Below are 26,586 nucleotides of genomic sequence, written 5' to 3'. Positions count from 1 at the left end.
TCCGAACTTCGATCATATGAGCGCCACCTAGGACGTGTGATAGCGGCCAGGAAGCGGATCGGTGAAACCTTCAGCGCACAATGCCAAGTTCGGCATCATCCAGCAGCGCTTTGCCCAAGGCGCAGAGGTAGTGCGCAGCCCTGGTCAGATTGGTTTTGTCTTTCATAAAGCGGTCGCTGGTCAGGTCTCTGCATAGCCGCTGTGAGTCGTTGTCCCCTACGGATGTCTCCACCCGCAGGTTCAAAGCTCACACAGGTTATGTACTTGTCGAAACGCTGCGAAGGCCCAGCCTCTGTTGACTTTGCAAAGAGTCGATCACCGTGAGCCTGTATCGGAGTACCGTTGCGCACGATGAATGTCCCAAGCCTGTGACTCAGTATTAGCCGTATCGACCGGACATGTTTAATCGCACCGAGCTTGCACATGTCTCAGTCCAGCATGCCCCTCATGCTCTGCTGTAGCGAAGACTTGAGCGCCGCATCACTTGCTACCAGGCGGTAGAGCTCTAGGTCCTGGCGGCGGCGTATTAGCATGACTTCCTCGAAAATCTTCTCAAACGCCAGTGCACGATGGTCTTCGTCTTGGCTATTTTGGTACTTGGGCTCAAAGTCGGGATGCTCCTGAATGCCTTTTAGAATGCTCAGAAACTTTACGCGCTTTTCTTCCGTGGTAACCCCCCAGCCCTGGAACCAACGCTCGTTGAAACTCTGGATGATTTGGTCCAGCGGGTCTTTTTCCTGTTCACCGCCATGCACCCCACGCGGGTTGGGGTTTGCTGGGTCCAGCTCGGTTTCTGCGTCATCCAGCCCAATGCTGTGGTTCAACTTAACCCGTTCCAGCCCATAGGACGCCAGGTCAACCGAGTTGAGCAGAGCGTCGATTTCGTCGGCGTCTTTGTCCTGAACTTTTAGTTTCGGAATCAGGAACTTAAGGAACCAGAACAGCTTTTCCCAGGCCACAATCTCGTACGGCATGATCGAGGCCATCTGGCCGTAGATCTTCACGAACTGCTTGGCCTTGATCTTGAAATCGACCTTGGCCTCATCCTCTAGCTCTAGTTCCACGTCGAAACGCTCAGCGGCGATATCAATCAGCACCGCCAGCTTTTCAGCATCGACGTTGTCGAAATACTGCGTGGCGAATGCCTCCACCTCCGGCCACTCGTATACGCCGACCTCGTCCAGCTGGTCCTTGAGTTCGTGCAGCACATTGATATCCGTTGCGCCGGACAGGCTGGTGGCCGTGTAGAACGGGTCGAAGGAGGCTTTGATGTCTTCCACCTGGTTGAAGAAATCCAGAACGAACAGGTCTTCAGTCTTCTTGCCCCACTTTGGAGCGGCACGATTGAGGCGCGAGAGCGCTTGCACCGCGAGCACGTACTGCAGCTTCTTATCCACGTACATGGCACACAGCTTAGGCTGATCGAAGCCGGTCAGGTACTTGTTGGCCACCACTAGCAAGCGATACTCGTCGGTTTCGAACTTGTCACGAGTGTCCGCTTCGGCGAAGCCGTTGATGCCGGCTTCGGTGTATTCGATACCATCAACCAATTTTTCGCCGGAGAAGGCAATTAGCGCCTTGAACGGGTTGCCGCGCGCCGCCAGCAAGCGGCTGATGGCCTTGTGATAACGGATGGCGGCTTCGATGTTCTGAGTGATCACCATGCCCTTGGCCTGGCCTTTGAGCTTTTTCGGCGTGACCACCTGCTCAATAAAATGCTCCAGCATCACCTCGGCCTTAACGTCGATGGTCTGCTGGTCGCGTTCGACATAGGCGCGTAGCTTCTTCTGCGCTTTCAGCGTGTCAAACAACGGATTGTCCTCAATGGACTTCTGAATTTCGTAATAGCTGCGGTATGTGGTGTAGTTGGCCAGCACGTCGAGTATAAAGCCCTCTTCAATGGCTTGTTTCATCGAGTACAGGTGGAAGGGCGCAAAGCGGCCATCGGCCTGCCGCTCGCCGAACTTCTCCAACGTGCTGTTCTTCGGTGTAGCGGTGAAGGCGAAGTACGAGGCATTACCGCGCATCTTGCTGTTCTTGATGGCGTTGAGAATCTTCTCCTGAGTGTCGTCTTGCTCGTCGCCGCCCATCACCTTGTTCATCGTGCCATGGCTGCTACCGTCCTGCGAGCTGTGTGCCTCGTCGATGATCACGGCAAAGCGCTTGCCGGCCATGTCGTCGATACCATCCACGATCACCGGGAATTTCTGGATGGTGGTAATGATAATTTTTTTGCCCTGCTCCAACGCCTGCTGGAGGTCGGAGGACTTCAGCGCTGGAGCGATGATGTTTTTCACCTCGGAGAACTCGCGTAGGTTCTCGCGCAATTGCTTGTCCAGCAGGCGGCGGTCGGTAACCACAATCACCGAGTCGAACAGCGGCACATCTAGAGCGCGCGCGCCGACCACCTCCTGTGACGCCGGATAGGTTTCTATCAACTGATAGGCCGCCCAGGTGATGGAGTTCGATTTGCCTGAGCCGGCCGAGTGCTGGATCAGGTAGCGCTGACCCACGCCATGCTGGCTGGCATGCGCCACTAGGCGGCGCACCACATCCAGTTGGTGGTAGCGCGGGAAAAACAGCGTACGCTTGGCCAGTGGCATCTTGCTGCTGCCGTCCAGGCGCACGAAGTGTTGGATGATGTTGGCCACACTTTCGCGGCTGAAAATCTCCTGCCACAGGTAGGAGCTTTTGTGCCCGGCGGGGTTGGGTGGGTTGCCAGCCCCGTGGTTATGGCCCTTGTTGAATGGCAGGAAGAAGGTCGCGACACCGGCCAACTTGGTGGTCATGTAGACCTCGTCGGTGTCTACCGTCATGTGCACTAGGCAGCGGCCGAATTGCAGCAACGGCTGGTCCGTGTCGCGGTTCTGCTTGTACTGCTTTTGCCCGTGATAACGGGCGTTCTGGCCCGTCCAGGGGTTCTTCAGCTCCAGCGTGGCGAAGGGCAAGCCATTGATAAACAGCACCAGGTCGATTTCTTCCAGTGGATTACTCATGGAGTAACGCACTTGGCGGGTGCTGCTAAAGATATTCGCCGCAAACTGCTGTTTGACTCGCTCCGAACTGCTGGCAAGCGGCGCGGGGTACATCAGGTTAAGGTGCACGTCGTCGATGGCCAGCCCGCGCTTTAGCAGGTGAAGCACACCGTACTTCTTCGCCAGCCGGTCGAAGCGTTCGAGGATGCGTAGATCCCAGTCGTCGTAGCGCTGCTTGAGACGATCCAAATCATCGCCTTGGCTGGCCTCAAAAAACTGCCACAAGCAATGGCTATCCACGGCATAGTGGGCATTGAAATCCTGAGCTCGGCCCAGTCGATACCCGTGGTTGTGGCCCGCCGGCACTGGCGCCGCGCTGTCACGGACCAGCGCCTGCTCTTCTAGGCAAGTACCTGTGAGGTATTTCTCGATGCCAGCTTCCAGCGCCTGTTCGTTGGTCTTGCTTACCATGCCGGCTTCCTTATGCCTGTTCTTTCTATCTCTGCCAGGCTAGCCCGGCGTAGGGTGCAAATGTCTATAACTACCCAGCCAACGGGGGCAGACATTCGTCGCTACCCCACCTGACTTACCACTAACCCATGGATCCACTCGACAGCAAAACCATTAACAAAGCTGGGCGACAGCCTGCTGCATTTCTAACAGTTCGGCATACTCGTCTAAGCAGTTGCTGCTGGGCATCCATCAGGCCACTTCCATATCTTGAGTTTCCGGCTCCGACACGCCCGGCACCTTGATCTTGCCGGTCACGGCGCTATTGATCAGGGTGACTTTGTATTCTTTGAGTTTGGTGATTTGTTGTTCAAGTAAATCGAGAGCTTTGTTCAGCTTCTCCGACTCAAGACCAAGGTGCGCCACTATTGCGTCCTGTTCCTCACGGCTTGGGAAACCAATTTCCATAGACATAAACATATGGCTGTAAAAGCGCAGGCGTGAAGAGTGTAGTCCCGTTGAGACTTTATTGTAGTGCGCAATATAAGTCGTGGTTTTCAGAAGCATCTCAAGGTACTGCGGATTTAATGTGCCGTGATTCAGTTGCCTGTAAACCCCATAGGCCGAACTAACAATGCCAGCCCGATCAGAAACGCCAAGCGCGCCCATCCACGCCCACATGATGTTGAATATAAGATCATCTTTTTGGCAGGTCTTTGATCCGGTATAATCCTCAGACATAAACATTGTCACATTCTTTTCTGAGCGAGGCGTTACCCCAGTCAGATGAGAAACTGAGAGAAGTTCTTGCTGCCCATCGGGGGATCGCTCATCGACTTCTCGGAAAATATACTTGGCTCGCTTTATCGACCAATGCGACGGAATTTCGCCAATCCATTCGATATCGGAGTTCCGCATGGGGGCACGCGGATTAAGACCGCGGGTTACGGTATGCTGGATCAGTATCTGCTTGCGCTCTTTGAGTAGTTCGATCTGACGCTCCTTGGTCTGAATCGCCTGATCAATTTGTGCAGTTTTGACAGATAAAAATCGAGAAATAAGCTTCTGCTCTTGAATTGGCGGATTGAGTGATTTAAAAGCCAGAAATACTTCCTTCGGGATGGTGTTTCTCAAGCCTTTGTACAGAAATCTCAGTCGCTTTCCTGAGTCAAGACTTAGGTAAAGGTATTGAAGATATTCTTCGTCAAATTTTTTGCGTGGCCGGAACACCGTGTAGGCGCCCGTTATCATTCCATGCAACGAGGAAAGGCCAATGGTTCTAGGCGTTTCCTCGACATCGAACAAGCAGAAAACAAAGTCGCCAGGAGTGACCTCTTGGTAGGTATTAAACTCTGCAGGAAACTTTCCTTCTGGATTGTCCATGTCGCGTTTGATAATTCCACCTAGAGTGAGCGACAGAAGCGTATAACGACTGGAATTCTTGCCAACAAGATTTTTTTTAAGATCAAAAATGTACTTGTTTGCCAGGGTTTTCCAGTGTGCAGGAACACTTCCATAGCACTCTACGCCGGAGTCGCGATAGTTCTCATAGGTCGGGAGAGATCTGAGAGATTTAGACATTTTTGACTCCAGAAACCTCGTCAAGAGGCACGCCCAAAATTTCCGCAATCAACCCTTCCGCCTGCTGCTCCAGCGCCACTATCTTCCGAGCCACTTCGTGCATGCTGGGCAGAGTTTGGTGCTTGTAGAAGTATTTGTTGAAGCTGATCTCGTAGCCGATCTTCACCGACTCCAGATTGATCCAGGCCTCGGCGACATGGGGCACCACTTCGGCCTTGAAGAAGCGGTGGATGGAATCGGCCAGGGGGATGCTTTCGCTGTCGCGCAGGTCACTATTGGATTCGTAGGTTATAAATTCGCCGGCCCTGTCGCTGGGGTAGTAGCCGAAGTCCGGTAGGTCGGCCTCGCGGCAGTCCAGCCGCTCTAGCAGCGCGGCCAACTCGGAGCGGTCAAATTTCTCCACCTTGCGGATGACCTTGGCGGCGTTTTCGTCGTACCAGCTCACTGCATTGAGCACCTGATTGCGCTCACTGGCACCGAGCTTGATGCTGGCCTCTTTGCTCAGTTGTTTAAGCGCCTTGTCCACCTGTTTGGCGAACAGGTTGAAGTCGTCATATTCCTCGCTGCCGATGGCTTGCATCAGGTAGTTGGCCACGGTGACCAGCAGGGACTGCTTGGCCCATGTTTCCAGGCTCAGCAGCTTTTTGCGCTGCTTGGCGTTGAGCTCCAGGCCTTGTTCTTCACACCAGGCAAGGATGGCTTTTTCATGGGTGGTCAAGGTAGCGTCCTGATACACCGCCTCGCCCCACTCTTGGTAAATCCACTGCATGGGTTCGCGCAGAGCCTTATCGAAACGTAGGGTTTCTATGCGCTCGGCGCTGAACTGCGCCTTGCGCCGGTCTGGGCGTTCGATGCTGACCTTGTGGTAGCCGAAGTCGCGGTTATCAAACACCTGCGCGGCAATGCCGTCGCCACCGGCCGGGCGGTCGAAGCTGGCCAGGTCGAGGTAGGTTTGGGTGATCCGCTCGATATGCTCGGGGGCAAGTTCACAGTTTTTGTTGCCGAGGTTTTTGCGCAGTTTGCGGTAAAGCAGGCTGGCATCGATCAGTTGCACCTTGCCTCGGCGCTGCGCCGGCTTGTTGCTGGAGAGCAGCCAGATATAGGTGGTGATGCCGGTGTTGTAGAACAGATTGTTGGGCAACTGGATGATTGCATCAAGCAGATCGTTTTCAATCAGATGTCGGCGGATATTGCTCTCGCCACCACCGGCGTCGCCGGTAAACAGGCTGGAGCCGTTATGCACCGAGGCGATTCGCGAGCCGAGGCCGCTGTCGCCGGGAACTTTCATTTTGTTGACCATTTCCATCAGAAACAGCAACTGGCCGTCGCTGGAGCGCGGGGTGGCGTCCTGCAACTCGGTCTTTCCCCAATAGTCTGCGAGGCTAACCTTGAAGCGCGGGTCGATCACGTCGCCGCCGTCTTTGATAAACTTCTGTTCGCTGGCCCAACTTTTACCGTAGGGCGGGTTGGACAGCATAAAGTCGAAGCGGCTACCGGCAAATTCGTCCACCGAAAGGGTGGAGCCAGGGCGGATGTGAGCAGGGTTGTTGCCCTTGATCATCATGTCCGACTTGCAAATGGCATAGGTCTCGTCGTTGATCTCCTTGCCATAAAGGTGAATGTCGCGCTGGATGGCCGAGTCCGGGTATTTTTCTTCGATAAAATTCTGCGACTCGGTGAGCATGCCTCCACTGCCGCAGGCCGGGTCGTAGATGGTCATCACGGTGGGCAGGCGGTCCTTGATCGGGTCGAAGACCAGGTGGGTCATCAGCTCGATCACTTCGCGCGGGGTGAAGTGCTCGCCGGCTTCCTCGTTGTTCTCTTCATTGAACTTGCGGATCAGCTCCTCGAACACATAGCCCATGCCCAAGTTGCTCAGGGCTGGCAGGCGGTTGCCTTGAGGGTCTTCGCTGTCGTGCGGGGTGAGGTTGATGGTGGGCGAGGTGAATTTTTCCAGTACGTCAAGCAGCACATCTTTGCTGGCCATGTGGCGCATCTGTGACTTGAGATTGAAGCGCCGGATGATGTCTTTGACGTTGTCGCTAAAGCCGTCGAGGTATTCCTCAACGTTGCTCAGGAGGATCTGCTGGTTGTTGGTGGCGGTCTTCTGCAGTTGGCTTAGCGTCCACTTGCTGGTGTTGTAGAACACATAACCGGAAGCGGCACGCAGGGCGCTGTCGTCCAATTCGGTCTGGCTCATTTCATTTTGCTGAAAGGCCAGCTCTTCCATTACCTTGACCTTGCTCGCCTCCAGCAGGGCATCGAGCCGGCGCAGCACCACCATAGGCAGGATGACGTCACGGTATTTTCCGCGTACATACACGTCGCGCAGGCAGTCGTCGGCAATCGACCAGATAAATGAAACCAGTTTGTTGTGGACCGCGTGGTTCAACTGCAGATACTCCAAATCAAAGCGCTGAATGGCAGCGCTGCTAGGGCGGTTGTTCCGCACCCATGTGTAAGCTAAGGAGCGCATCTTAACCAATGCAGAGGGGCTTTTGGCGGTGGAGATGCAAGCGGATGGGGAACCAGCCTGCTAGGTTAGGGGGGAGAGGATGCTCGTGACCAGTTGTTGGATAGCATGGAGAAGCGGTTCGGTGATCAACTATCGTGAGAGAGCATTCGCCCAACTCACGTTGAATCGCACTAACGGGGAAAAATCCATGATTTTTCTAGTCGACGAGTGAGCAGCAGCACTGTCAGCAAGTAGTAGTATTGCGTCGCCTTACTGCGCTCGGCTAGATGATGATCGAGAAACCAAGCAACGTGCTTTTTCTGCCAAGCCCAAGGCGTTTTTCGCTGCCAGCGCTTTGCAATTTCAGCCTGGATGATTATTGCCTGTCGCACATGGCGTTGTCGCGTCGTGTGGGACCCGGTCAGCACGCCAGCCAAGAACAACTCCATATCGAATGGCTTGCTCATGACCGTCCTCCAATATAGGCCGCGACCACATCGATCCGACCATGCCCCAGCTCGTAGCTGATTTGCCTTCTGGCCTCACGATCTAGGTGCCTATCTACCTGGCAACATTGGCCGCCGCTGATTGGTGCGGGGTGTTGGGTGATCTGCTCGTAGCGCTCACATGCGTACGCCGTTCGTAGCTCATGGAAGCATTTGAGGTTCTGTGCATGCAGGGTGTCCCGTGCCGGGCGAACGACGTTCTGCAGAACGTCAAAGTAGCTTTCGTGTGGCGCAATCAGGTTGCGACTACCGGCAGGCGACACCCGTAGTGCAAACTCAAATGCACATCGAACATGGTCGTTCACTGCGATCCAACGTGGCGCTGAGGCGCCGGCGCGGCCGCCTTTGGTGCCGTCTTGGATATTGATCTTGTCGAAGGCTTCAGCCTCCCGACTTAGCCGTGGCAGGTCAGCCAAGATGGCTTCACGCAAGCGCATGCCGGTGGCTCGCGCCAACAGAACGATCGCGGCGGCCCGGAGCAGATTTTGGCTGCAAAGCGCATCGACGATCTGCTTCACCTGTTCGCGGTCCTGGCCCAGCGGCACAGACTGGCGAACCCCGGTGCGCTGCATACCCAACGCCTTGCTCGGACTTGGCAACTTCACGTACTGATCACCGCGAAGCGCCGCCATGGTCCTGTTAACGCTGGATAGCCGGTTTTGTGCGGTGCTGACGGCGAGATCACCGCACCTAACCATGGCGCGCAGATACGCCGCGTAGTCGGTCAACACCTTTCGATCAATCTGCCGCGCATCATTGATACCAGGCCCCTGTTCGGAACGGCACCATTTGACGAATGCCTGCCATCGATCACAGTGCGTCTTGACCGTACCGTAGTGGCCACCGCCGAACATGTCTTTCAGCGCCTGCGGCCCTGCGTAGCTTAATTGCCTGCCGTAGCCGAAATTGCGTCCATCCCGCCTACCTACCAATGCCATGTCAGTCACCTCATCTACCGTTCTCCGATCCTCGCTCCACGTCATCCCGCCAAGAATGCTGAGTGTTATCAGGGATCAAGGCCCCTGCGACCTGTGGGGAATGTCCACTACGCGGGACTGGCGGCTCCTTACAACCGGGAGCAAGGGCATCTCATGATCTGGCCTCCTGAGCACCGTTACCGGTGGGCGGGTGGAGGCTGCATTGGCTGACGAGACCAGTGCCGCGAGATCCTGAGCCGGGTGAACGCAGCGGTGCGATGACCGGGGCATGCCTGACTGTCAGTCAGGTGCAGTCCATTCCCTGGTCTGCGGCACCATCATCTACAGCGCTTTTGCTGGTGACATCGGCGTTTGTCACGCCGATTGTCACGAGTGGAGTGGCCGCAAAGCCAAGTGCGACGAGGGCTGCAGCAGTGCTAGAAGCGCCCGTCTCTTTCCAGGAGAAAGAGACGGGCGCAGGTTGGCGCAAGATTCGGCCAAGCGGATAGGTTGCTGCAGGGCAGCGAAGTAGGAGGTGTTGTCTGGCGCACTAGGGCCATGATCTGAAGTAGGCATCCATCACCGGGGAGGTGACCGGGCGAGCTGCCGGACGCGAATCGCCATTTGGGGGGAGAACCACCGCGAGAGCGGCGTGACCTTGAAGGGTCGGGTCACCTGGGGTGCTGTCATCGACAGCGCTTGCACGATCAGTTCTACGCCTGTGGATAAACCCGGTCAAGGTTCGAAATTCAGGGCCACTTGGGATTTGAGGATCGATTGTCCACCGATGGAATTCCGTGGCAACCCCCGGACAACGTGGTTGCTTTTAGCTCTTCTAAGTAAGGTCCATCCAAACAGGGCGGCTTTGCAGCCCTGTTTGGATGGACCCGCGCTGAGAAGCGGATAAGCGAGGCTGCTTGCCCTGAATCTTGAACGCTCAGTTGGCGCCGTTGTTGCGCCTGCATACCGCTAGCGTATCGGCACCACGTTCTTGTCTCTGACTTGGCCGTACGCAGAGGCGAGCAGGCTGCCGGTGGCGGCTTTCTGGATGTACTCACTCCACCAGGCCATCATCGGGCGCCGGCGCTCGATGTAGTCGGCTCGGTTGTAGGCGCTGCGCACCTCATCCTTGTCGACATGCGCTAGGGCTACCTCGATGAGCTCAGGATCCCAGCCATGTTCATTCAAGATGGTGCTGGCCATCGAGCGCATGCCGTGGCTGACCAAGCGATCCTGGAACCCCATACGTTTCAACGCCATGTTGGCCGTCTGGCTATTGGCATGGGTGCGTGGATTTCTATCGGCCGGGAAGACGTATTCGCGATGTCCGCTGTGTGTCTTCAACGACTCCAACAGTGCGACAGCGTGATCACTCAACGGGATGCTGTGTGGGCGGCGCTTCTTCACCCGCTCCGGTGGAATAGTCCAGACACGCCTTTCAAAGTCTATGTCTACCCAGCGTGTGGTCGCCGCCTCGGCGGGGCGAGTCATCGTGTGCAACTGCCATTCGATCAGGCAGCGGGTAGTGCGTTTGATGCTAGCGTTCGCGATCTCCAGCATGAGCTCGGGGAGTTCTTCGGGCGGAAGCGCAGCCATGTTTTCTTTCTTGGGCTTCTTGAATACTGCCCGAATGCCGGTGAGCGGGTTGGCGAAGATCAGGCCGGAGTTTACGCCGTAGGTCATGATCTCGTTTAGCCGCTGGCTAAGACGCTTGACCGTCTCCAGGCTGCCTTTCGCTTCGATTGGGCGAAGCAGTCCGATCACCATCGGCGCGGTGATTTTGGTGAGTGGTGTCGTCTTCAAATCGGGGAACACGTGCAGCGTGAGCGACCGCCAGATGTCCTCGGCGTAGGCTGGGGTGACCGAGTCTTTCTTGAGCTCGAACCAAGCGGTGGCCACGTTCTCGAAGGTGTGTTCCGTTTCTGCGCGCTTGGCTTCATTCAGCGTGTTGCGCTGCACCTTCGGATCGATGCCCTGTGCAAGTAGCTCGCGCGCATCGACTGCCATCTTTCGTGCATTCGCCAGTGACAGTTCGGGATAGGTCCCGAAGCCAATGTTGATGCGCTTCTTGGTCACCGGTTCGCGGTAGTTGAAATTCCACAGCAACGAGCCGTTGCTGCGTACGCGGAGCTGCAAACCGTCACCGTCCGTGAGGACGTAATCCTTGGAAGCGGGTTTGACTCCCTTGAGCTGTCGATCGGAGAGGCGGAGGTTTTGAGCAGGCATGAGATTGTCCTCAAGCACTGATTCGGTATTCCAAAGATTAGCACCGGACGGGCTGGAATACCGCCTGGAATACCCGAATGGCTGGAACTGCAAAACACTCAAAAGACCGCAAAAGCGCTGGAAGCCGCGTATTTACTGGATCGCAGGGACAAAAAAAGACGTCCGTGGACGTCTTTGATTGATCATTTGGTGGAGCCGGGGGGATTTGAACCCCCGTCCGCCAGTACTCCGCTGTCGGTACTACATGCTTAGCCGTGTCTACTGATTTAATCCGCAGCCGCCCGACGGGCAGGGTGCTTTGGATGAGTTGTGTAAGTTTTAGTCACTTCGCCCACAACGTGCTACGCGACGATCCTGTTCTGTATGACAATCATTTCGGGTTTACAGGCATCCCCTAGTGATTGCTGGAGCCGAAGCTACCAGAAGCAAAGGTCACTTACGCTGCGAGAGCGTAGGATTCCTCGCCGTAGGTTTCGTCATTGGCAACTATAGAAGTTGCAACAGTGGATTTACGAGTTCTGTTACCAACTCGGCATGCACCTAGAGTTTCGCTACCGGCGTCGAATCCTAATCGGCCCCGCACTAGCTCTTGGCTAACGCACCTTACGGCGCGTAGGACGGAGTATACGCCATTGCGCGGGCGACGTCGACAGCCGGTCCAGTCGCCCGCTTTGGGGCTTATGCGCCGCCGTTGCCGCTACTGCTGCCTTTCTCGGTTTTTTCCAGGCGCTCCAGCACTTTGCTGGTAATGGCGATGCACTCCTTGGTGTCGCCCGAGGCCTGGGCGGCCTTGGCTTTGTCGACGTGCTCGGTGATGGCCTTGTCCAGGCCCTCGGAGGTGGCGCCGGCGGTGGCCATGCTGTTGTCGATTTTTTGCAGGTTGGTGGTGCAGAGGTCTTCGGCGGCGAACACCGGCGAAGCCAGCAGGGTGGCGGCCGCGAACAGGGCCGAAAGTGCGGTACCTTTCATGGGTGTCTCCTCTGGGGCCTCTGGAAGGTGGGCCTGTAAGGTGGACTGTGGGGGATTGGCGGGGGTTCAATCGGGATGTGTGGGGGGGGGCAGGTGCTCGGCGTGGGATGTTCGGGGCCTGGGAGATCGAGCGCCGCCCGCGCGGCGCATCGCGAGCTGCGCTCGCTCCTACGTTTGTTTCGGGCCAATTATTCCTGGGGGAATTGCGCGCGATCCCCTTGGCGCATGACGCGATATCGCGTCGTACAAACAAGGCGGTCGCGCGCGGCTGTCACAGGCATGGCGCGATATCGCGTCGTACAAACAAGGCGGTCGCGCGCGCCTGTCACAGGCATAACTGGCCCGAAACAAACGTAGGAGCGAGCGCAGCTCGCGATGCGCCGCGCGGGCGGCGCTCGATCTCCCAGGCGCCACACCCCCCACGGCGAACGACCCCCACGGCGAACCCCCCCCGCCCTAAATACTGCGCGGCCGGGTGACGCGGTCTACCAGGTAAACCAAACCGTGATAGTCGATACCACTGTGGCTCGACAGGCCAATCTCGCAGGTGCGGCTGGTGGAAATACCTTCGCTGCAATACTGCACGGCGTCCTTCAGGCTGCGCAGCGAGTGGGCGTTCAGCTCGGGGGTGGTAAAGCCTTTGTCACCGGCAAACCCGCAGCAATGAATGCCTTCCGGAATCACCACCTGTTTGCTGCAGCGCCGCGCCAGGTCGATCAAGGCCTGGCTTTCGCCCAGGTGCTGGGTGCTGCAGGTTACGTGCACGGCTACCGGTTCGTCCTGGGGGGTGAACTCCAGCCGGTCGAGCAAGTGAGTGCGGATGAAGCGCACCGGGTCGTACAGGTCCAGCCGGGTGTCGCCCAGGTCCTGCACCAGGCGCAGGGTGCAGGGGCTGGTATCGCAATAGATCGGGTCGAGGCCGCCGCGGCTGGCGTGCAGCAGGGCGGTGATCAGCTCCTGGCGCTTGTGTTCGGCCTGCTCGGGGTAGCCCTTGGAGGCGAACGGCTGGCCGCAGCACAGGCTGTCGGCGTTGTCGGGGAACACCACTTGGTAACCGGCCTTTTCCAGTAGGGCGCGGGTTTTGTCCAGCAGCGAGCTTTGCTCGCGGTCGGCATAGGCCGGGCCCATTACCCGGGAGACGCAGGCAGCCAGGTACACCACGCGGGGGCGGGCGTCGTTGCTGGTGGCGCCGAAGGCCAGTGGGCGCAGCGGTTGCGGCATGGCCGGGGTCCATTGGGGCAGGCGGCCTTTGCTGGCTTTGCTCAGCGAGGCGCTCAGGCGGCCCAGGCGCGGGGCGCCAAGCAGCTTGCGTGCGGTATTGGCGGCGGTCAGGGTCAGGCGCGCACCGCTTAGGGCAGTGTGGAAATGCTCGGCCAGCCAGTCGGCGGTTTTAGCGTGCTCGGCGGCCTGGCTGCGCAGTTTCTTCACCAGCTCGCCGGTGTTGATGCCGACCGGGCAGCGCTGGGCGCATAGGCCGGTAGCGGCGCAGGTGTCGATGCCCTGGTACTGGTAGCTTTGCATCAGTGCGCGGGTATCGATGCCGGCGCGTTGCTTGGCCTGGATGTCACGCCACATGACGATGCGCTGGCGTGGGCTGAGGGTCAGGCCCTTGGACGGGCACACCGGTTCGCAGAAGCCGCACTCGATGCACTTGTCGACGATTTCGTCGGCAGCAGGCAGCGGCTTGAGGTTTTTCAGGTGGATATCCGGGTCGTCGCTCAACACCACGTCGGGGTTGAGGATGCCGTTGGGGTCGAGCAGGCGCTTGAGCTTCCACATCAGCTGGTAGGCGTCGTGCCCCCATTCCAGCTCCACGAAGGGCGCCATGTTGCGCCCGGTGCCGTGCTCGGCCTTGAGCGAGCCGCCAAACTCCACCGCCACCAGCTGCGCCACGTCGTCCATGAACGCCTGGTAACGGGCGACTTCTTCGGCGCTGTTGAACCCCTGGGTAAAGACGAAATGCAGGTTGCCTTCCAGCGCGTGGCCGAAAATGATCGCTTCGTCATAGTGGTGCTTGTCGAACAGCTGGATCAGGCGGTTGACGCCTTCGGCCAGTTGCTCGACGGGGAAGGTCACGTCTTCGATGATGACCGTGGTGCCGGTCTGGCGCACGGCACCGACGGCGGGGAAGGTGTCCTTGCGGATTTTCCACAGCTGGTTGTACACGGCCGGGTCTTCGCTGAAGTCCACCTGCTGTTCCAGGGGGAAGTCGGCGATCGAGGCCATGATCTGCTGCAGTTGCTCGTGCAGCAGGCTTTGGCTGGCGGCGCGGGATTCGATCAGCAGGGCACAGGCATTGTCCGACAGGCCTTTTACCCACAGCGGCATGCCGGGCATGTTCTGCACCGAGCGCAGGCTGCGGCGGTCGAGCAGTTCCACGGCAGAAACCGGCTGCTGCTTGAGCACGGGTACCGCGCGGCAGCAGCTTTCGACGCTGGGGAACACCAGCAGGGCGCTTGCCTTGTGCGGGTGGTCGGGCACGGTGTCGTACGTGACGGCGCTGATGAAGCCCAGGGTGCCTTCGGAGCCGACCAGCAGGTGCTGCAAAATGTCGAGCGGCTGGTCGTAGTCCACCAGTGCGTTCAGTGACAGGCCCGTGGTGTTCTTCAGCCTGTATTTGTGCCGGATGCGTTCGGCCAGCGCGGTGTTGGCGCGGGTTTCGCGGCCCAGGCGGGCCAGAGCTTCCAGCAGTTCGGCGTGGCTGCTTTCGAAGGCGGCGACGCTGGCCGGGTCTTCGCTGTCCAGGCGGGTGCCGTCAGCCAGCACCAGGCGCAGGCCCGCCAGGGTGTGGTAGGTGTTCTGCGCGGTGCCGCAGCACATGCCACTGGCGTTGTTGGCGACGATGCCGCCGATCTTGCAGGCGTTGATCGAGGCCGGGTCTGGGCCAATCTTGCGCCCGAAGGGGGCCAGCCAGGCGTTGGCCTGGGCGCCGATCACGCCGGGTTGCAGGCGAATCTGCTCGCCCTGGCGACGGATTTCGCGGCCGTTCCAGTTATCGCCGAGCACGATCAGCACCGAGTCGCTGATGGCCTGGCCAGACAGGCTGGTACCGGCAGCGCGGAAGGTGACCGGCACGCGCTCGCGCTGGGCCAGTTTGATCAGGCCAACCACTTCGTCCTCGGACTCGACGCGCACCACCAGCTTGGGGATCAAGCGGTAGAAGCTGGCGTCGGTGCCGAAGGCCAGGGTGGAGGTGGGGTCGTCGAAGCGGCGTTCGGCGGGGATCAGGCGCTCGGCATCACGCAGGAACGCGGCGGGCAGGCTCATGCAGTCTCCTCGCGGGGCTGTGGCGTCTGTGCGCTACATGCCCCGGGTCATTCAGGCGGTGGTTCTTGCAGGCGTTCAGGCGCCCAGTTCGCGTACCAGCGAGTCGCGGGTGATCTCGCTGATCGACTTGGCACCGGTCAGCACCATGGCCACGCGCATTTCCTTTTCGAACAGCTCAAGCAGGTTTTTCACGCCGGCCTGGCCATGCACGGCAAGGGCATAGAGGAAGGCGCGGCCGATCAGGACGGTGTCGGCACCCAGGGCGATCATGCGCACCACGTCCAGGCCACTGCGAATGCCCGAGTCGGCCAGAATCTTCAGGTCGCCTTTGACCGCGTCGGCAATTGCCGGCAGGGCGCGGGCGCTGGACAGCACGCCGTCGAGCTGGCGGCCGCCGTGGTTGGACACCACGATACCGTCGGCACCGAACTTGACCGCATCGCGGGCGTCATCGGCATCGAGAATGCCCTTGATGATCATCGGGCCGTCCCAGAACTCACGGATCCACTCCAGGTCTTTCCAGGAAATGGACGGGTCGAAGTTGTTGCCCAGCCAGCCGATGTAGTCGGCAAGGCCGGTGGGGTTGCCACGGTATTTGGAGATGTTGCCCAGGTCATGCGGGCGGCCCATCACGCCCACATCCCATGCCCACTCGGGGTGGGTCATGGCTTGCAGCACGCGGCGCAGCGGGCCGTTCTTGCCGCTCATGCCAGAGTGGGCGTCGCGGTAGCGGGCACCGGGCACGGGCATGTCGACGGTGAACACCAGGGTCTTGACGCCAGCGGCCTTGGCGCGCTCCAGGGCATTGCGCATGAAGCCGCGGTCCTTGAGCACATACAGCTGGAACCACATTGGCCGGTCGATGGCGGGCGCCACTTCTTCGATCGGGCACACCGACACGGTAGACATGGTGAACGGGATGCCATGGGCGGCTGCCGCGCGCGCCGCCTGCACTTCGCCACGGCGGGCGTACATGCCGGTGAGGCCGACCGGGGCCAGGGCCACCGGCATGCTCAGGGTTTCGTCGAACAGCTTGGTTTCCAGGCTGAGCTCGGACATGTTGTTCAGCACGCGCTGGCGCAGGGCGATGCCGGCCAGGTCCGACACGTTGTGGCGCAGGGTGTGCTCGGCGTAGGCGCCGCCGTCAGCGTAGTGGAACAGGAAGGGGGGCAGCTTGCGTTGGGCCGCGGCGCGATAGTCGGTAGAGGCAGAAATGATCATGGATTCTCGCAGCGTTGCTTGTGGGAGTGCCGGGCGCGCTATGGCGCCCGGCCCCTTTCACTTTAGTGATGAACCAGCATGCCGGTCAGCCAGTAAGCCTGGATCAGGGTGATCAGGCCGACGATGGTGGCGAAGAACAGGCTGTGCTTGACGGTGAAGCGGAACAGGTCGGATTCCTTGCCGACCAGGCCGGTAGCGGCGCAGGCCACGGCGATCGATTGCGGCGAGATCATCTTGCCGGTTACGCCGCCGCTGGTGTTGGCTGCCACCAGCAGGGTGTCGTTGACCCCGATCTGGTGCGCGGTGGTGGCCTGCAGCGAGCTGAACAGGGCGTTGGACGAGGTGTCCGAGCCGGTCAGGAACACGCCCAGCCAGCCGAGGAACGGCGAGAAGAACGGGAACGCGGCGCCGGTACCGGCCAACACCAGGGCCATGGTCGAGGACATGCCCGAGTAGTTGGTGACGAAGGCAAAAGCCAACACCATGCCGATCGACAGAATTGGCCAGCGCAGTTCCCAGAAGGTTTCTTTGAAAGTGGTAAGACCAGTTTTGAAATTGATCTTCAGCACCGCCATCGAGATCAGCGCCGAGAGGAAGATCGCGGTGCCGGTGGCGGAGATCGGGTCGAGCTTGAACACCGCTGGCATGGCGGTTGGCGCGGCAACGATCGGTGCGGTCTTGATCACCAGTTGGTCGAGGTGCGGGATGGCGAAGTTGAACACGAAGTTGTACATCGCGCCGCCCGGAGCGAAAGCCGCCTTGAACGGCTTCAGGGTCCAGATGGTGACCAGCACGGTGAGGATCAGGAACGGTGACCAGGCCTTGAAGATCTCGCCAAAGCTGTACGGGCTAGGCTGGCTGCCGCTTGGCTGCACAACGGCTGCGCCGACACTGCCTTTGGCCTCGCTGAACGCGCGCTTGGGCTGCCAGACTTTCAGGAACAGGGTGAGGCAGATCAGGCTGGCCAGTGCCGAGGTGATGTCTGGCAGTTCCGGGCCGATGAAGTTCGAGGTGAAGTACTGGGTGACGGCAAAGCTCAGGCCGGCGACCAGGGCGGCAGGCCAGGTTTCCTTCACACCACGCAGGCCGTCCATCATGAACACCAGCCAGAACGGCACGAACAGCGACAGCAACGGCAGCTGGCGGCCGGTCATGGCGCCGATGTGGAAGGCGTCGATACCGGTAACCTGGCCGGCCACGATGATCGGGATGCCCAGGGCGCCGAAGGCCACTGGCGCGGTGTTGGCGATCAGGCACAGGCCGGCAGCGTACAGCGGGTTGAAGCCCAGGCCCACCAGCAGTGCGGCAGTGATGGCCACCGGTGCGCCAAAGCCCGCCGCACCTTCGAGGAAGGCGCCGAAGCAGAAGCCGATCAACAGCACTTGCAGGCGCTGGTCGTCGGTAATCGACAGCACCGAGCTGCGGATCACTTCGAACTGGCCGCTCTTGACCGTGAGTTTGTACAGGAACACCGCGGCAACGATGATCCAGGCAATTGGCCAGAGGCCGTAGAGGAAGCCGTAACCCGCGGCGGCGAGGGCCATGTCGACAGGCATCTGGAAGGCGAAGATCGCCACCAGGATCGACAGCGCGAGGGTGATGCTGCCCGCTACGTGGCCCTTGAGGCGGAACACGGCGAGGGCCAGGAAGAAGAACACGATAGGGATGACCGCCGCCAGTGCGGACAGGCCGAGACTACCAAGCGGGGTATAGAGTTGTTGCCAGGTTTGCATATGGGGTGGCCCCTAATTGTTGTTGGTCAGGCACTGGCATTGGATAATTGGTAAGACCAATTTACAATGTCTGGACGCTAGGTTAAAAGCGCTGTCGTGGGTGTGTCAATTTGTCCTGTGCAAAACTTTGGTCGCGTACCGATGAGCGGGCATCTGATGTGCTGGGAAAATCGCGGCTTGATGGGTGTTTGCGTGGCCTGGATCGGCGAGAATAGACACCCCCTGACATTTGCCCGGGGGTTTGTGGAGAGCATGTGATGGTTTTTGATCAGGTACGCCAGCGGCGCCTGTCCGACGACATTGTCGATCGGCTGGAAGGGATGATTCTGGAAGGCACGCTGACCTCGGGGCAGCGGCTGCCGGCCGAGCGCGTCCTGGCCGAGCAGTTTGGTGTGTCCCGCCCGTCACTGCGTGAGGCGATCCAGAAGCTGGTGGCCAAGGGGCTGCTGGTCAGCCGTCAGGGCGGGGGCAATTTTGTGGCGGAGTCGTTGGGGTCCACCTTCAGCGACCCGTTGCTGCAGTTGCTCGAGCACAGTGCCGAAGCGCAGCGTGACCTGCTCGAGTTTCGCCATACCCTGGAGGCGTCCTGTGCCTACTACGCTGCCCAGCGTGCCACCGAGCCGGACCGGGCGCGCTTGAAGGCGGCCTTCGATACGCTGCAGGACTGCTATGCCAGGTTCGACGAGGTAACCCGTGCGGAGGAGGGCGCGGCTGATGCGCGCTTCCACCTGGCGATCGCCGAGGCCAGCCATAACGCGGTGTTGCTGCACACCATCCGGGGGTTGTTCGACCTGCTCAAGCGCAACGTGGTGACCAACATCGGCGGCATGTACCAGCAGCGCACCGAAACCCGTGACATGCTGATCAGTCAGCACCGGGAACTGTACCTGGCGATTGTCGAGGGCAGGGCGGAGGATGCGCGGGAGGTGTCCAGCCGGCACATTTTGTATGTGCAGGAGGTGCTGGAAGAAGCGCACGAGGAAGCCCAGCGGGTGGCGCGGGCGGAGCGGCGCAGCGGGCGCTGAGACTTTTATGGGCAGTACCTGCCTCTTCGCGGGCAAGCCCGCCCACAGGATAGGCGCCGGGCTTGAATCTGGTGCCCTTCCTTTGGGAGCGGGCGTGCCCGCGAAGAGGCCGCTTCCACAGGATGGCGCCGGGCTTGAATCCGGTGCCCTTCCTGTGGGAGCGGGCGTGCCCGCGAAGAGGCAGCTCCCACAGGATAGGCGCCGGGCTTGAATCTGGTGCTCTTCCTGTGGGAGCGGGTTTACCCGCGAAGAGGCCGGAACAGGCTAGAGACCAATTAGTCTTCCTTGCCCTTGTTCCGCACAGCCCGCTGCAGCTCGCGGTTGGAATCGCGTTCGCGCATGGTGTCGCGCTTGTCGAATTCCTTCTTGCCCTTGCCCAGTGCGATTTCGCACTTGATCAGGTGCTTGCTCCAGTACAGCGCCAAAGCCACACAGGTGTAGCCTTTTTGCGCCACGGCCGCTTCCACGCGCTCTAGCTCGCGCTTGTTCAGCAGCAGCTTGCGGGTGCGTGTAGGGTCGGCGATGACGTGGGTGCTGGCCGTGGTCAGCGGGGTGATGTGGCTGCCGAACAGCCAGGCTTCACCGTCCTTGAGCAGCACGTAGCTGTCAGTCAGGTGCGCCTTGCCGGCTCGCAGGCTTTTTACTTCCCAGCCGGACAGGACCAGCCCGGCCTCGAACTTGTGTTCGATGAAGTAATCGTGTCGCGCTTTCTTGTTTTGCGCGATGGTCCCGGTCGGATGTTTTTTTTGCTTAGCCATAGGGGCGGCATTATAGGCAAGTCCGCGCGTCGTCCGCTATGGGATTTCGGTGTGCTTGAGCCACTGGAATGAATACCGGACAATACAAACCCTGTCATACGCACAGAACCTGTTTTCGGCACGCTGCGAAGCGTCGCCACCCAGCCTTGGAAGTGACGCCTGGATGACTACCCATATTCAACGCTCCGCCCTGCTGCCATACCCCGCCCAGGCGCTTTACGATCTGGTCAACGATGTGGCCAGCTACCCTGAGTTTTTGCCGTGGTGCTCGGCCTCGACGGTGATCGAAACCAGCGATACACACATGCGTGCCAAGCTCGAAGTGGCCAAGGGTGGCATGAGTCAGCACTTCGTTACGCGTAACGTGCTGGTGCCGGGGCAGTCCATCGAGATGAACCTCGAAGAAGGGCCATTCACCCAGCTGCATGGTGTTTGGGTGTTCAAGCCACTGGGTGAAAAGGCCTGCAAGATCAGCCTGGACCTGTCCTTCGATTACGCCGGGCCGATTGTGCGCGCCACGTTGGGCCCGCTATTCAATCAGGCGGCGAATACGCTGGTCGATGCGTTCTGCCAGCGTGCCAAGCAACTGAATGCCTGACGGATAAGGCGCAAAAAAAGCCCGGACCAGGTCCGGGCTTTTTTGCATCTGCTCTTCCCGCTTAGCGGGTTTCCAGCGGTGCGGGGGTCGGGACCGGGGTGGTCTCGATGGTGTCGATCTCGCGCTGGATTGCCTCTTCGGTCGAACCTGGCTTGGCCGGTTTTTCTTCAGGCTGCGCTGCCGGTTGTTCGGTCTGGCCTGGCTCGGTGGCCGGGCTGACGGTGGTGTCGCTGCTGCCACCGAGGATTTCCTGATCGCGGCTGACGCCTGGCATGAAGTCGCCAGACAGGCTGACCAGTTGATCGCTTTCGTTGAAAAATACACTCATGCGTTCTTGCTGGCGCTTACCGCCACCAGGCTGCAGGCTGTACAGGTAATCCCAGCGATTGGTGTTGAAAGTGTCCTGAATCAGCGGGTTGCCCATGATAAACCTTACTTGCCGGCGGGTCATTCCCGGGCGTAATTGGTCTATCATGTCTTGCGTGACGACATTGCCCTGCTGGATGTCGATTTTGTAAACCCCGGGAAACGAGCAACCGGCGAGTGCGAGCAGTCCCACTAGGGTGAGGCTGGTTAGCAAGAGCTTGGTGTTTTGCATCGGTGGGCGACTTCCACTATCTTGGCTGGACAACGTAAACCCCGATCATACCCGTATTAAGAGAAGCTGCGAAGCAGCATCGGCGAGAAAGCTGACCATGGTTGAAAATAGCGAATTGCGCAAAGCCGGTCTCAAGGTGACCCTGCCTCGAGTCAAGATCCTTCAGATGCTCGACTCTACCGAGCAGCGTCACATGAGTGCAGAGGATGTCTACAAGGCGCTGATGGAGGCTGGCGAGGACGTAGGCCTGGCCACCGTCTATCGCGTGCTGACCCAGTTCGAGGCGGCGGGTCTGGTGGTTCGCCACAACTTCGACGGCGGTCATGCAGTGTTCGAACTGGCCGATGGCGGTCACCACGACCACATGGTGAACGTGGATACCAGTGAAGTCATCGAATTCATGGATGCCGAGATCGAGAAGCGCCAGCGCGAAATCGTGGCCGAGCATGGCTTCGAGCTGGTGGACCACAATCTGGTCCTGTACGTGCGTAAGAAGAAGTAACGATTTTTCGTTATGGATAGCAAAGGCGACCTTCGGGTCGCCTTTGTGCTTTCTGGGGCTAAAAGATTTGTTGTCCGTGCCGGCCTCTTCGCGGGCGCGCCCGCTCCCACAGGTACACCTCAGGTTTCAGATCCTGTGATCACCCTGTGGGAGCGGGCGTGCCCGCGAATCGTCCTGGAAAAGAAGGGGTCAGGCCTTGCCGCTCACCACCATCTTGCGTGCATGGGCCAGGGACTCCTTGGTCAGGTCGATGCCGCCGAGCATCCGCGCCACTTCTTCCACGCGCTCACGCTTGCCAAGGCTAGCCACGGCGGTGTGGGTGGTGTCGCTGTTGCGCACCTTGTGCACGAACAAATGGTGATGCCCCTGCGCCGCCACCTGCGGCAGGTGGGTCACGGTCAGTACCTGCCCGCGCTCGCCCAGGCGCCGCAGCAATTGGCCGACGATTTCTGCCGTGGGCCCGCCAATACCCACGTCGACTTCGTCGAACACCAGGGTAGGAATGCGCGAGGTCTGCGCGGTAATGACCTGGATCGCCAGGCTGATACGCGACAGTTCGCCACCCGACGCCACCTTTGCCAGGCCCTTGAGCGGCTGGCCCGGGTTGGCACTGACCAGCAGTTCGATCTGCTCCAGGCCATGGGGTGACAGGTCTGTGCCTTCGTTGGGTGTCAGCTCTATGCAGAAGCGACCGCCAGGCATGCCCAGACGCTGGATTTCCTGCTCCACCGCGCCCGCCAGCTGCTGCGCCGCCTGCTGGCGCAGGCCGCTGAGCTCACGGGCTTTCTCTTTATAGTGCTGGGCAAAGGCGCCAAGCTCTTCGCCCAGCCGCTCGATCGACTCGTCGCTGGCATTAAGGCCTTCCAGCTCTTCCATCAATTGCTGTTGCAGGTGGGGCAGTTCGGTGGGATGCACCCGGTGTTTGCGTGCCAGGGTATAGATGGTATCCAGGCGCTCTTCCAGGGCTTGCAGGCGCATCGGGTCGGCGTCGAAGTTGTCGAGGAAGCGGTTGAGTTCGCCCACGGCTTCTTCAACCTGGATCTGCGCGCTGGCAATCAGGTTGGCCGCTTCGCTCAGCGCCTTGGGCGAGTTGGTGGCGGCACCCAGGCGGTTGAGGCTGGAGGTGAGGGCGCTGAGCACATTGCCCGAATCGCTCTCGCTGCATTGGTCGATAACCTGGCGGCAGATGCCGAACAGGGCTTCGGCGCTGGTCAGGTTCTTGTGTTCCTGTTCCAGCTGCTCCAGTTCGTGCTCGCCCAGGCCGAGGTTGTCCAGTTCTTCCAGTTGGTAACTGAGCAACTGGTGGCGGGCGCGCTGCTCGTCGCCCGAGTTGGACAGGCGCTCCAGCTCCAGGCGGGTCTGGTTCCAGCGCTTGGCTGCAAGCTGGACCTGGCGGGCCAGGTCGACGGCGCCGGCATATTCGTCAAGCAGGCGGCGGTGGGTGTCGGTCTTGAGCAGTGACTGGTGCTCGTGCTGGCTGTGGATATCGATCAGCAGCTCGCCCAGCGCCTTGAGGTCGCCGAGCGGGCAGGGCGTGCCGTTGATGTAGCCGCGGCTGCGGCCTTCGGCGGTGATCACCCGGCGCAAGATGCACAGGCCTTCGTTGTCCAGGTCGCGCTCGGCCAGCCAGGTATGCGCTTCGGGAATGTCCACCAGGTCGAAGGTGGCCAGGATGTCTGCCTTGTCGGTGCCGGGGCGCACCACGCCGCTGTCGGCGCGGTCGCCCAGGGCAAGGCCGAGGGCGTCGAGCATGATCGATTTGCCGGCACCGGTCTCGCCGGTGATGACGGACATGCCACGGGCGATTTCGAGGTCGAGGTGCTCGACGATGGCGTAGTTGTGAATGGACAGGTGCACCAGCATGGGGGCGGCTCCCGGAAGTCAGGTCTGGTTATTTATACAGTACTTTTTTCAGGCCTGCCAATGCCCCTTCGCAGATTCTGTTGCAGCCTTGAAAACCACCTTGCCCCTTGAACCTGGTTTTTCCGGCCCCATATAGCCGACATCCAAGGCGAGCCTGGCTCGCAGTCCACAAAATTGCGCAGGAGAGACCCCATGGCTGATGAGCAGCTGAACGAGAAAGACCTTAACGTGGAAGAAACCGGTGCAGGCAATGCAGCTGATACCCGTGTTCTGGAGCTCGAGGAACAGCTGGCCGCAGCCAAGGACCAGGCGCTGCGCGCCGTTGCCGACCTGCAGAACGTACGCCGTCGTGCCGAGCAGGACGTGGAAAAAGCCCACAAGTTCGCCCTGGAGAAGTTCTCCAGCGACTTGCTGCCGGTGATCGACAGCCTGGAGCTGGCCCTGGCTCACTCCAGTGCCGACGATGAGCACGTCAAGCAGATCCGCGAGGGTGTCGAGCTGACCCTGAAGATGTTCCAGGACACGCTCAAGCGCTACAACCTTGAAGCGGTCGACCCGCACGGCCAGCCGTTCAACCCTGAGCACCACCAGGCCATGGCCATGCAGGAAAACGCCGAGGTCGAGCCAAACAGCGTGCTGAACGTGTTCCAGAAGGGTTACCTGCTGAACGGCCGCCTGCTGCGCCCCGCCATGGTGGTGGTCAGCAAGGCGCCGAGCGCGGCGCAACCCTCGATCAATGAAAAGGCTTGAAATCCTTCCGGGCATCCCCATCTAGGTGTCAAGCCTTCAAGTATTACCGCAGTTGGCCAAAGTAGTCGCTGCTACCAAATTCAAGTTTCGGGAGAGTTAACATGGGTAAAATCATCGGTATCGACCTGGGGACCACCAACTCGTGCGTCTCCATTCTGGAAAACGGTAACGTCAAAGTCATCGAAAACGCCGAAGGTGCGCGTACTACCCCTTCGATCGTGGCCTACGCCAACGATGGCGAAATCCTGGTTGGCCAGTCGGCCAAGCGCCAGGCCGTCACCAACCCGCACAACACCCTGTTCGCAGTGAAGCGCCTGATTGGCCGCCGCTTCGAAGAAGATGTCGTGCAGAAAGACATCAAGCTGGTGCCGTACAAGATCGTCAAGGCAAACAACGGTGACGCCTGGGTCGAGGCTGCTGGCAAGGAAATGGCTCCGCCGCAAATCAGCGCCGAAGTCCTGAAGAAAATGAAGAAAACCGCCGAAGACTACCTCGGCGAGCCCGTAACCGAAGCGGTCATCACCGTTCCGGCCTACTTCAACGACAGCCAGCGTCAGGCGACCAAAGACGCCGGCCGCATCGCTGGCCTGGACGTAAAACGCATCATCAACGAGCCGACTGCCGCTGCGCTGGCTTACGGCATGGACAAGGCCAAGGGCGACCACACTGTCATCGTTTATGACCTGGGTGGTGGTACCTTCGACGTTTCGGTCATCGAAATCGCCGAAGTCGACGGTGAGCACCAGTTCGAAGTACTGGCTACCAACGGCGACACCTTCCTGGGTGGCGAAGACTTCGACATGCGCCTGATCGACTACCTTGTCGACGAGTTCAAGAAAGAGTCGGGCATGGACCTGAAGAACGATCCTCTGGCCCTGCAGCGCCTGAAAGAAGCCGCAGAAAAAGCCAAGATCGAGCTGTCGTCCGCTCAGTCGACCGACGTCAACCTGCCGTACATCACTGCAGATGCCACCGGTCCTAAGCACCTGAACGTGAAGATCTCCCGCGCCAAGCTGGAGTCGCTGGTCGAAGACCTGGTCAAGCGTACCATCGAGCCTTGCCGTATCGCCCTGAAAGACGCCGGCATCGACGCCAGCAAGATCGACGACGTGATCCTGGTCGGCGGTCAGACCCGCATGCCGCTGGTGCAGAAAGAAGTTGCCGACTTCTTCGGTAAGGAAGCGCGCAAGGACGTGAACCCGGACGAAGCCGTTGCCATGGGTGCTGCCATCCAGGGTGCGGTACTGGCCGGTGACGTGAAAGACGTACTCCTGCTGGACGTCAGCCCGCTGACCCTGGGTATCGAAACCATGGGCGGCGTGATGACCGCGCTGATCGAGAAGAACACCACCATCCCGACCAAGAAGTCGCAGGTGTTCTCGACTGCCGACGACAACCAGAGCGCCGTGACCATTCACGTGCTGCAGGGTGAGCGTAAGCAGGCTGCGCAGAACAAGTCGCTGGGCAAATTCGACCTGGCTGACATTCCGCCAGCACCGCGTGGCGTGCCGCAAATCGAAGTGACCTTCGACATCGACGCCAACGGCATCCTGCACGTAGGCGCGAAAGACAAGGCTACCGGCAAGACTCAGTCGATCGTGATCAAGGCCAACTCCGGCCTGTCGGACGAAGAGATCGAGCGCATGGTGCGTGACGCCGAGGCCAACGCCGAGGAAGACCGCAAGTTCGAAGAGCTGGCTGCTGCCCGTAACCAGGGTGACGCGCTGGTACACTCGACCCGCAAGATGGTCGCTGACGCAGGTGACAAGGTTACCGCTGAAGAGAAAACCGCCATTGAGGCCGCCGTTGTTGCTCTGGAAGCCGCTGTCAAAGGCGACGACAAGGCTGCCATCGACGCCAAGGTAGAAGAGCTGTCCAAGGTCTCTGCCCCGGTTGCCCAGAAGATGTACGCCGAGCAGTCGGCTGAACAGCCTCAGGGTGGCGCGCAGCAGGCCGAGCCGGAAGCCAAGCACGATGACGTGGTTGACGCCGAGTTCGAAGAAGTGAAAGACAACAACAAGCAGTAATCCCTGCATGTTGTCGGCCAGTTCACCGTCGTTTGTCGGTGAGCTGGTAGGATGTCGCCGCGCGGGGGCTTGCTCCCGCGTTGGCGTATCTGGAATTCGAGAATTTTTACAGCATCTGTCAGCGGCTCTTATGGGGAGCGGGCGGGTGCTGATGGCGTGGCGCAG

Annotated in this window: 18 protein-coding genes, 1 other RNA gene and 1 pseudogene; 5 read left to right on the top strand and 15 right to left on the bottom strand. The window is 59.7% G+C overall.

The window, feature by feature from the left end:
• Nucleotides 1-70: 70 nt before the first annotated feature.
• From AC3B5Q_RS22460 to AC3B5Q_RS22405, 12 genes and pseudogenes are all read right to left on the bottom strand, one after another.
• A pseudogene (locus tag AC3B5Q_RS22460) lies at nucleotides 71-190 on the bottom strand (DUF3077 domain-containing protein); the annotation flags it as partial.
• A gap of 238 nt (nucleotides 191-428) precedes the next feature.
• Complete coding sequence (locus tag AC3B5Q_RS22455) at nucleotides 429-3,446, bottom strand: type I restriction endonuclease subunit R (RefSeq protein ID WP_207877262.1); 3,018 nt, start codon at nucleotides 3,444-3,446, stop codon at nucleotides 429-431.
• 231 nt (nucleotides 3,447-3,677) lie between these two features.
• On the bottom strand, nucleotides 3,678-5,006 hold the full coding sequence (locus AC3B5Q_RS22450) for a restriction endonuclease subunit S (RefSeq protein WP_488392745.1): 1,329 nt from the start codon (nucleotides 5,004-5,006) through the stop codon (nucleotides 3,678-3,680).
• The gene (locus AC3B5Q_RS22445) at nucleotides 4,999-7,398 is read right to left on the bottom strand and encodes a type I restriction-modification system subunit M (protein ID WP_488392744.1); all 2,400 of its coding nucleotides are present in this window, start codon (nucleotides 7,396-7,398) and stop codon (nucleotides 4,999-5,001) included. The genes AC3B5Q_RS22450 and AC3B5Q_RS22445 overlap by 8 nt, the downstream gene beginning before the upstream one ends.
• 254 nt (nucleotides 7,399-7,652) lie before the next feature.
• The gene (locus AC3B5Q_RS22440; protein WP_488392743.1) at nucleotides 7,653-7,928 is read right to left on the bottom strand and encodes a hypothetical protein; all 276 of its coding nucleotides are present in this window, start codon (nucleotides 7,926-7,928) and stop codon (nucleotides 7,653-7,655) included.
• Nucleotides 7,925-8,905, bottom strand: a complete 981-nt coding sequence (locus tag AC3B5Q_RS22435; RefSeq protein WP_488392742.1) for an integrase domain-containing protein — start codon at nucleotides 8,903-8,905, stop codon at nucleotides 7,925-7,927. The genes AC3B5Q_RS22440 and AC3B5Q_RS22435 overlap by 4 nt, the downstream gene beginning before the upstream one ends.
• Nucleotides 8,906-9,853: 948 nt before the next feature.
• Nucleotides 9,854-11,110, bottom strand: a complete 1,257-nt coding sequence (locus AC3B5Q_RS22430; RefSeq protein ID WP_488392741.1) for an integrase domain-containing protein — start codon at nucleotides 11,108-11,110, stop codon at nucleotides 9,854-9,856.
• A 187-nt stretch (nucleotides 11,111-11,297) separates the two neighbouring features.
• Nucleotides 11,298-11,689: a transfer-messenger RNA gene (gene ssrA, locus AC3B5Q_RS22425) on the bottom strand.
• A gap of 99 nt (nucleotides 11,690-11,788) precedes the next feature.
• A complete protein-coding gene (locus AC3B5Q_RS22420) occupies nucleotides 11,789-12,079 on the bottom strand; it encodes a PA2433 domain-containing protein (protein ID WP_028697615.1) in 291 nt (96 codons plus the stop codon).
• Nucleotides 12,080-12,535: 456 nt separating this feature from the next.
• Nucleotides 12,536-15,346 (bottom strand): FAD-binding and (Fe-S)-binding domain-containing protein, encoded by a 2,811-nt coding sequence (locus AC3B5Q_RS22415; RefSeq protein WP_274102054.1) that lies wholly within the window; start codon nucleotides 15,344-15,346, stop codon nucleotides 12,536-12,538.
• Between the two features lie 75 nt (nucleotides 15,347-15,421).
• A complete protein-coding gene (lldD, locus tag AC3B5Q_RS22410; protein WP_021784340.1) occupies nucleotides 15,422-16,567 on the bottom strand; it encodes an FMN-dependent L-lactate dehydrogenase LldD in 1,146 nt (381 codons plus the stop codon).
• 62 nt (nucleotides 16,568-16,629) lie between these two features.
• Nucleotides 16,630-18,300 (bottom strand): lactate permease LctP family transporter, encoded by a 1,671-nt coding sequence (locus AC3B5Q_RS22405; protein WP_053870479.1) that lies wholly within the window; start codon nucleotides 18,298-18,300, stop codon nucleotides 16,630-16,632.
• A gap of 257 nt (nucleotides 18,301-18,557) precedes the next feature.
• On the opposite strand from AC3B5Q_RS22405, the gene AC3B5Q_RS22400 reads away from it, so the two are divergent.
• Nucleotides 18,558-19,325, top strand: coding sequence for an FCD domain-containing protein (locus AC3B5Q_RS22400; RefSeq protein ID WP_021784338.1), 768 nt, complete (start codon nucleotides 18,558-18,560; stop codon nucleotides 19,323-19,325).
• A gap of 275 nt (nucleotides 19,326-19,600) precedes the next feature.
• Here AC3B5Q_RS22400 and smpB read toward each other — a convergent pair whose 3' ends face one another.
• Nucleotides 19,601-20,083, bottom strand: coding sequence for an SsrA-binding protein SmpB (smpB, locus tag AC3B5Q_RS22395; RefSeq protein WP_014592415.1), 483 nt, complete (start codon nucleotides 20,081-20,083; stop codon nucleotides 19,601-19,603).
• Between the two features lie 163 nt (nucleotides 20,084-20,246).
• On the opposite strand from smpB, the gene AC3B5Q_RS22390 reads away from it, so the two are divergent.
• Complete coding sequence (locus AC3B5Q_RS22390; protein ID WP_003249916.1) at nucleotides 20,247-20,681, top strand: type II toxin-antitoxin system RatA family toxin; 435 nt, start codon at nucleotides 20,247-20,249, stop codon at nucleotides 20,679-20,681.
• A gap of 61 nt (nucleotides 20,682-20,742) precedes the next feature.
• Here AC3B5Q_RS22390 and AC3B5Q_RS22385 read toward each other — a convergent pair whose 3' ends face one another.
• The gene (locus AC3B5Q_RS22385) at nucleotides 20,743-21,279 is read right to left on the bottom strand and encodes an outer membrane protein assembly factor BamE (RefSeq protein WP_028697610.1); all 537 of its coding nucleotides are present in this window, start codon (nucleotides 21,277-21,279) and stop codon (nucleotides 20,743-20,745) included.
• A 97-nt stretch (nucleotides 21,280-21,376) separates the two neighbouring features.
• On the opposite strand from AC3B5Q_RS22385, the gene fur reads away from it, so the two are divergent.
• On the top strand, nucleotides 21,377-21,781 hold the full coding sequence (gene fur, locus AC3B5Q_RS22380; protein ID WP_003249922.1) for a ferric iron uptake transcriptional regulator: 405 nt from the start codon (nucleotides 21,377-21,379) through the stop codon (nucleotides 21,779-21,781).
• A 189-nt stretch (nucleotides 21,782-21,970) separates the two neighbouring features.
• Here fur and recN read toward each other — a convergent pair whose 3' ends face one another.
• The gene (gene recN, locus AC3B5Q_RS22375) at nucleotides 21,971-23,644 is read right to left on the bottom strand and encodes a DNA repair protein RecN (RefSeq protein WP_021784336.1); all 1,674 of its coding nucleotides are present in this window, start codon (nucleotides 23,642-23,644) and stop codon (nucleotides 21,971-21,973) included.
• Nucleotides 23,645-23,836: 192 nt separating this feature from the next.
• Between recN and grpE the strand changes: the two genes are divergently transcribed.
• Nucleotides 23,837-24,394 carry a nucleotide exchange factor GrpE gene (gene grpE / locus AC3B5Q_RS22370; protein ID WP_010955367.1) on the top strand — a complete coding sequence of 186 codons (558 nt, stop codon included), beginning with the start codon at nucleotides 23,837-23,839 and terminating at the stop codon, nucleotides 24,392-24,394.
• A 101-nt stretch (nucleotides 24,395-24,495) separates the two neighbouring features.
• The gene (gene dnaK, locus AC3B5Q_RS22365; RefSeq protein ID WP_010955366.1) at nucleotides 24,496-26,421 is read left to right on the top strand and encodes a molecular chaperone DnaK; all 1,926 of its coding nucleotides are present in this window, start codon (nucleotides 24,496-24,498) and stop codon (nucleotides 26,419-26,421) included.
• Nucleotides 26,422-26,586: the final 165 nt, after the last annotated feature.

The organism is Pseudomonas sp. D5(2026), assembly GCF_057766845.1.
The sequence above is the reverse complement of the archived record's forward strand: the minus strand, read 5'-3'. Positions and strand labels throughout refer to the sequence as shown.

Coding starts and splice junctions, on each gene's coding strand:
- AC3B5Q_RS22405 (WP_053870479.1), bottom strand. CDS start 18,300: ATGCAAACCTGGCAACAACTCTATACCCCGCTTGGTAGTCTCGGCCTG.
- dnaK (WP_010955366.1), top strand. CDS start 24,496: ATGGGTAAAATCATCGGTATCGACCTGGGGACCACCAACTCGTGCGTC.
- AC3B5Q_RS22440 (WP_488392743.1), bottom strand. CDS start 7,928: ATGAGCAAGCCATTCGATATGGAGTTGTTCTTGGCTGGCGTGCTGACC.
- fur (WP_003249922.1), top strand. CDS start 21,377: ATGGTTGAAAATAGCGAATTGCGCAAAGCCGGTCTCAAGGTGACCCTG.
- lldD (WP_021784340.1), bottom strand. CDS start 16,567: ATGATCATTTCTGCCTCTACCGACTATCGCGCCGCGGCCCAACGCAAG.
- recN (WP_021784336.1), bottom strand. CDS start 23,644: ATGCTGGTGCACCTGTCCATTCACAACTACGCCATCGTCGAGCACCTC.
- AC3B5Q_RS22400 (WP_021784338.1), top strand. CDS start 18,558: ATGGTTTTTGATCAGGTACGCCAGCGGCGCCTGTCCGACGACATTGTC.
- AC3B5Q_RS22430 (WP_488392741.1), bottom strand. CDS start 11,110: ATGCCTGCTCAAAACCTCCGCCTCTCCGATCGACAGCTCAAGGGAGTC.
- grpE (WP_010955367.1), top strand. CDS start 23,837: ATGGCTGATGAGCAGCTGAACGAGAAAGACCTTAACGTGGAAGAAACC.
- AC3B5Q_RS22415 (WP_274102054.1), bottom strand. CDS start 15,346: ATGAGCCTGCCCGCCGCGTTCCTGCGTGATGCCGAGCGCCTGATCCCC.
- AC3B5Q_RS22420 (WP_028697615.1), bottom strand. CDS start 12,079: ATGAAAGGTACCGCACTTTCGGCCCTGTTCGCGGCCGCCACCCTGCTG.
- AC3B5Q_RS22385 (WP_028697610.1), bottom strand. CDS start 21,279: ATGCAAAACACCAAGCTCTTGCTAACCAGCCTCACCCTAGTGGGACTG.
- AC3B5Q_RS22450 (WP_488392745.1), bottom strand. CDS start 5,006: ATGTCTAAATCTCTCAGATCTCTCCCGACCTATGAGAACTATCGCGAC.
- AC3B5Q_RS22390 (WP_003249916.1), top strand. CDS start 20,247: ATGACTACCCATATTCAACGCTCCGCCCTGCTGCCATACCCCGCCCAG.
- smpB (WP_014592415.1), bottom strand. CDS start 20,083: ATGGCTAAGCAAAAAAAACATCCGACCGGGACCATCGCGCAAAACAAG.
- AC3B5Q_RS22455 (WP_207877262.1), bottom strand. CDS start 3,446: ATGGTAAGCAAGACCAACGAACAGGCGCTGGAAGCTGGCATCGAGAAA.
- AC3B5Q_RS22435 (WP_488392742.1), bottom strand. CDS start 8,905: ATGGCATTGGTAGGTAGGCGGGATGGACGCAATTTCGGCTACGGCAGG.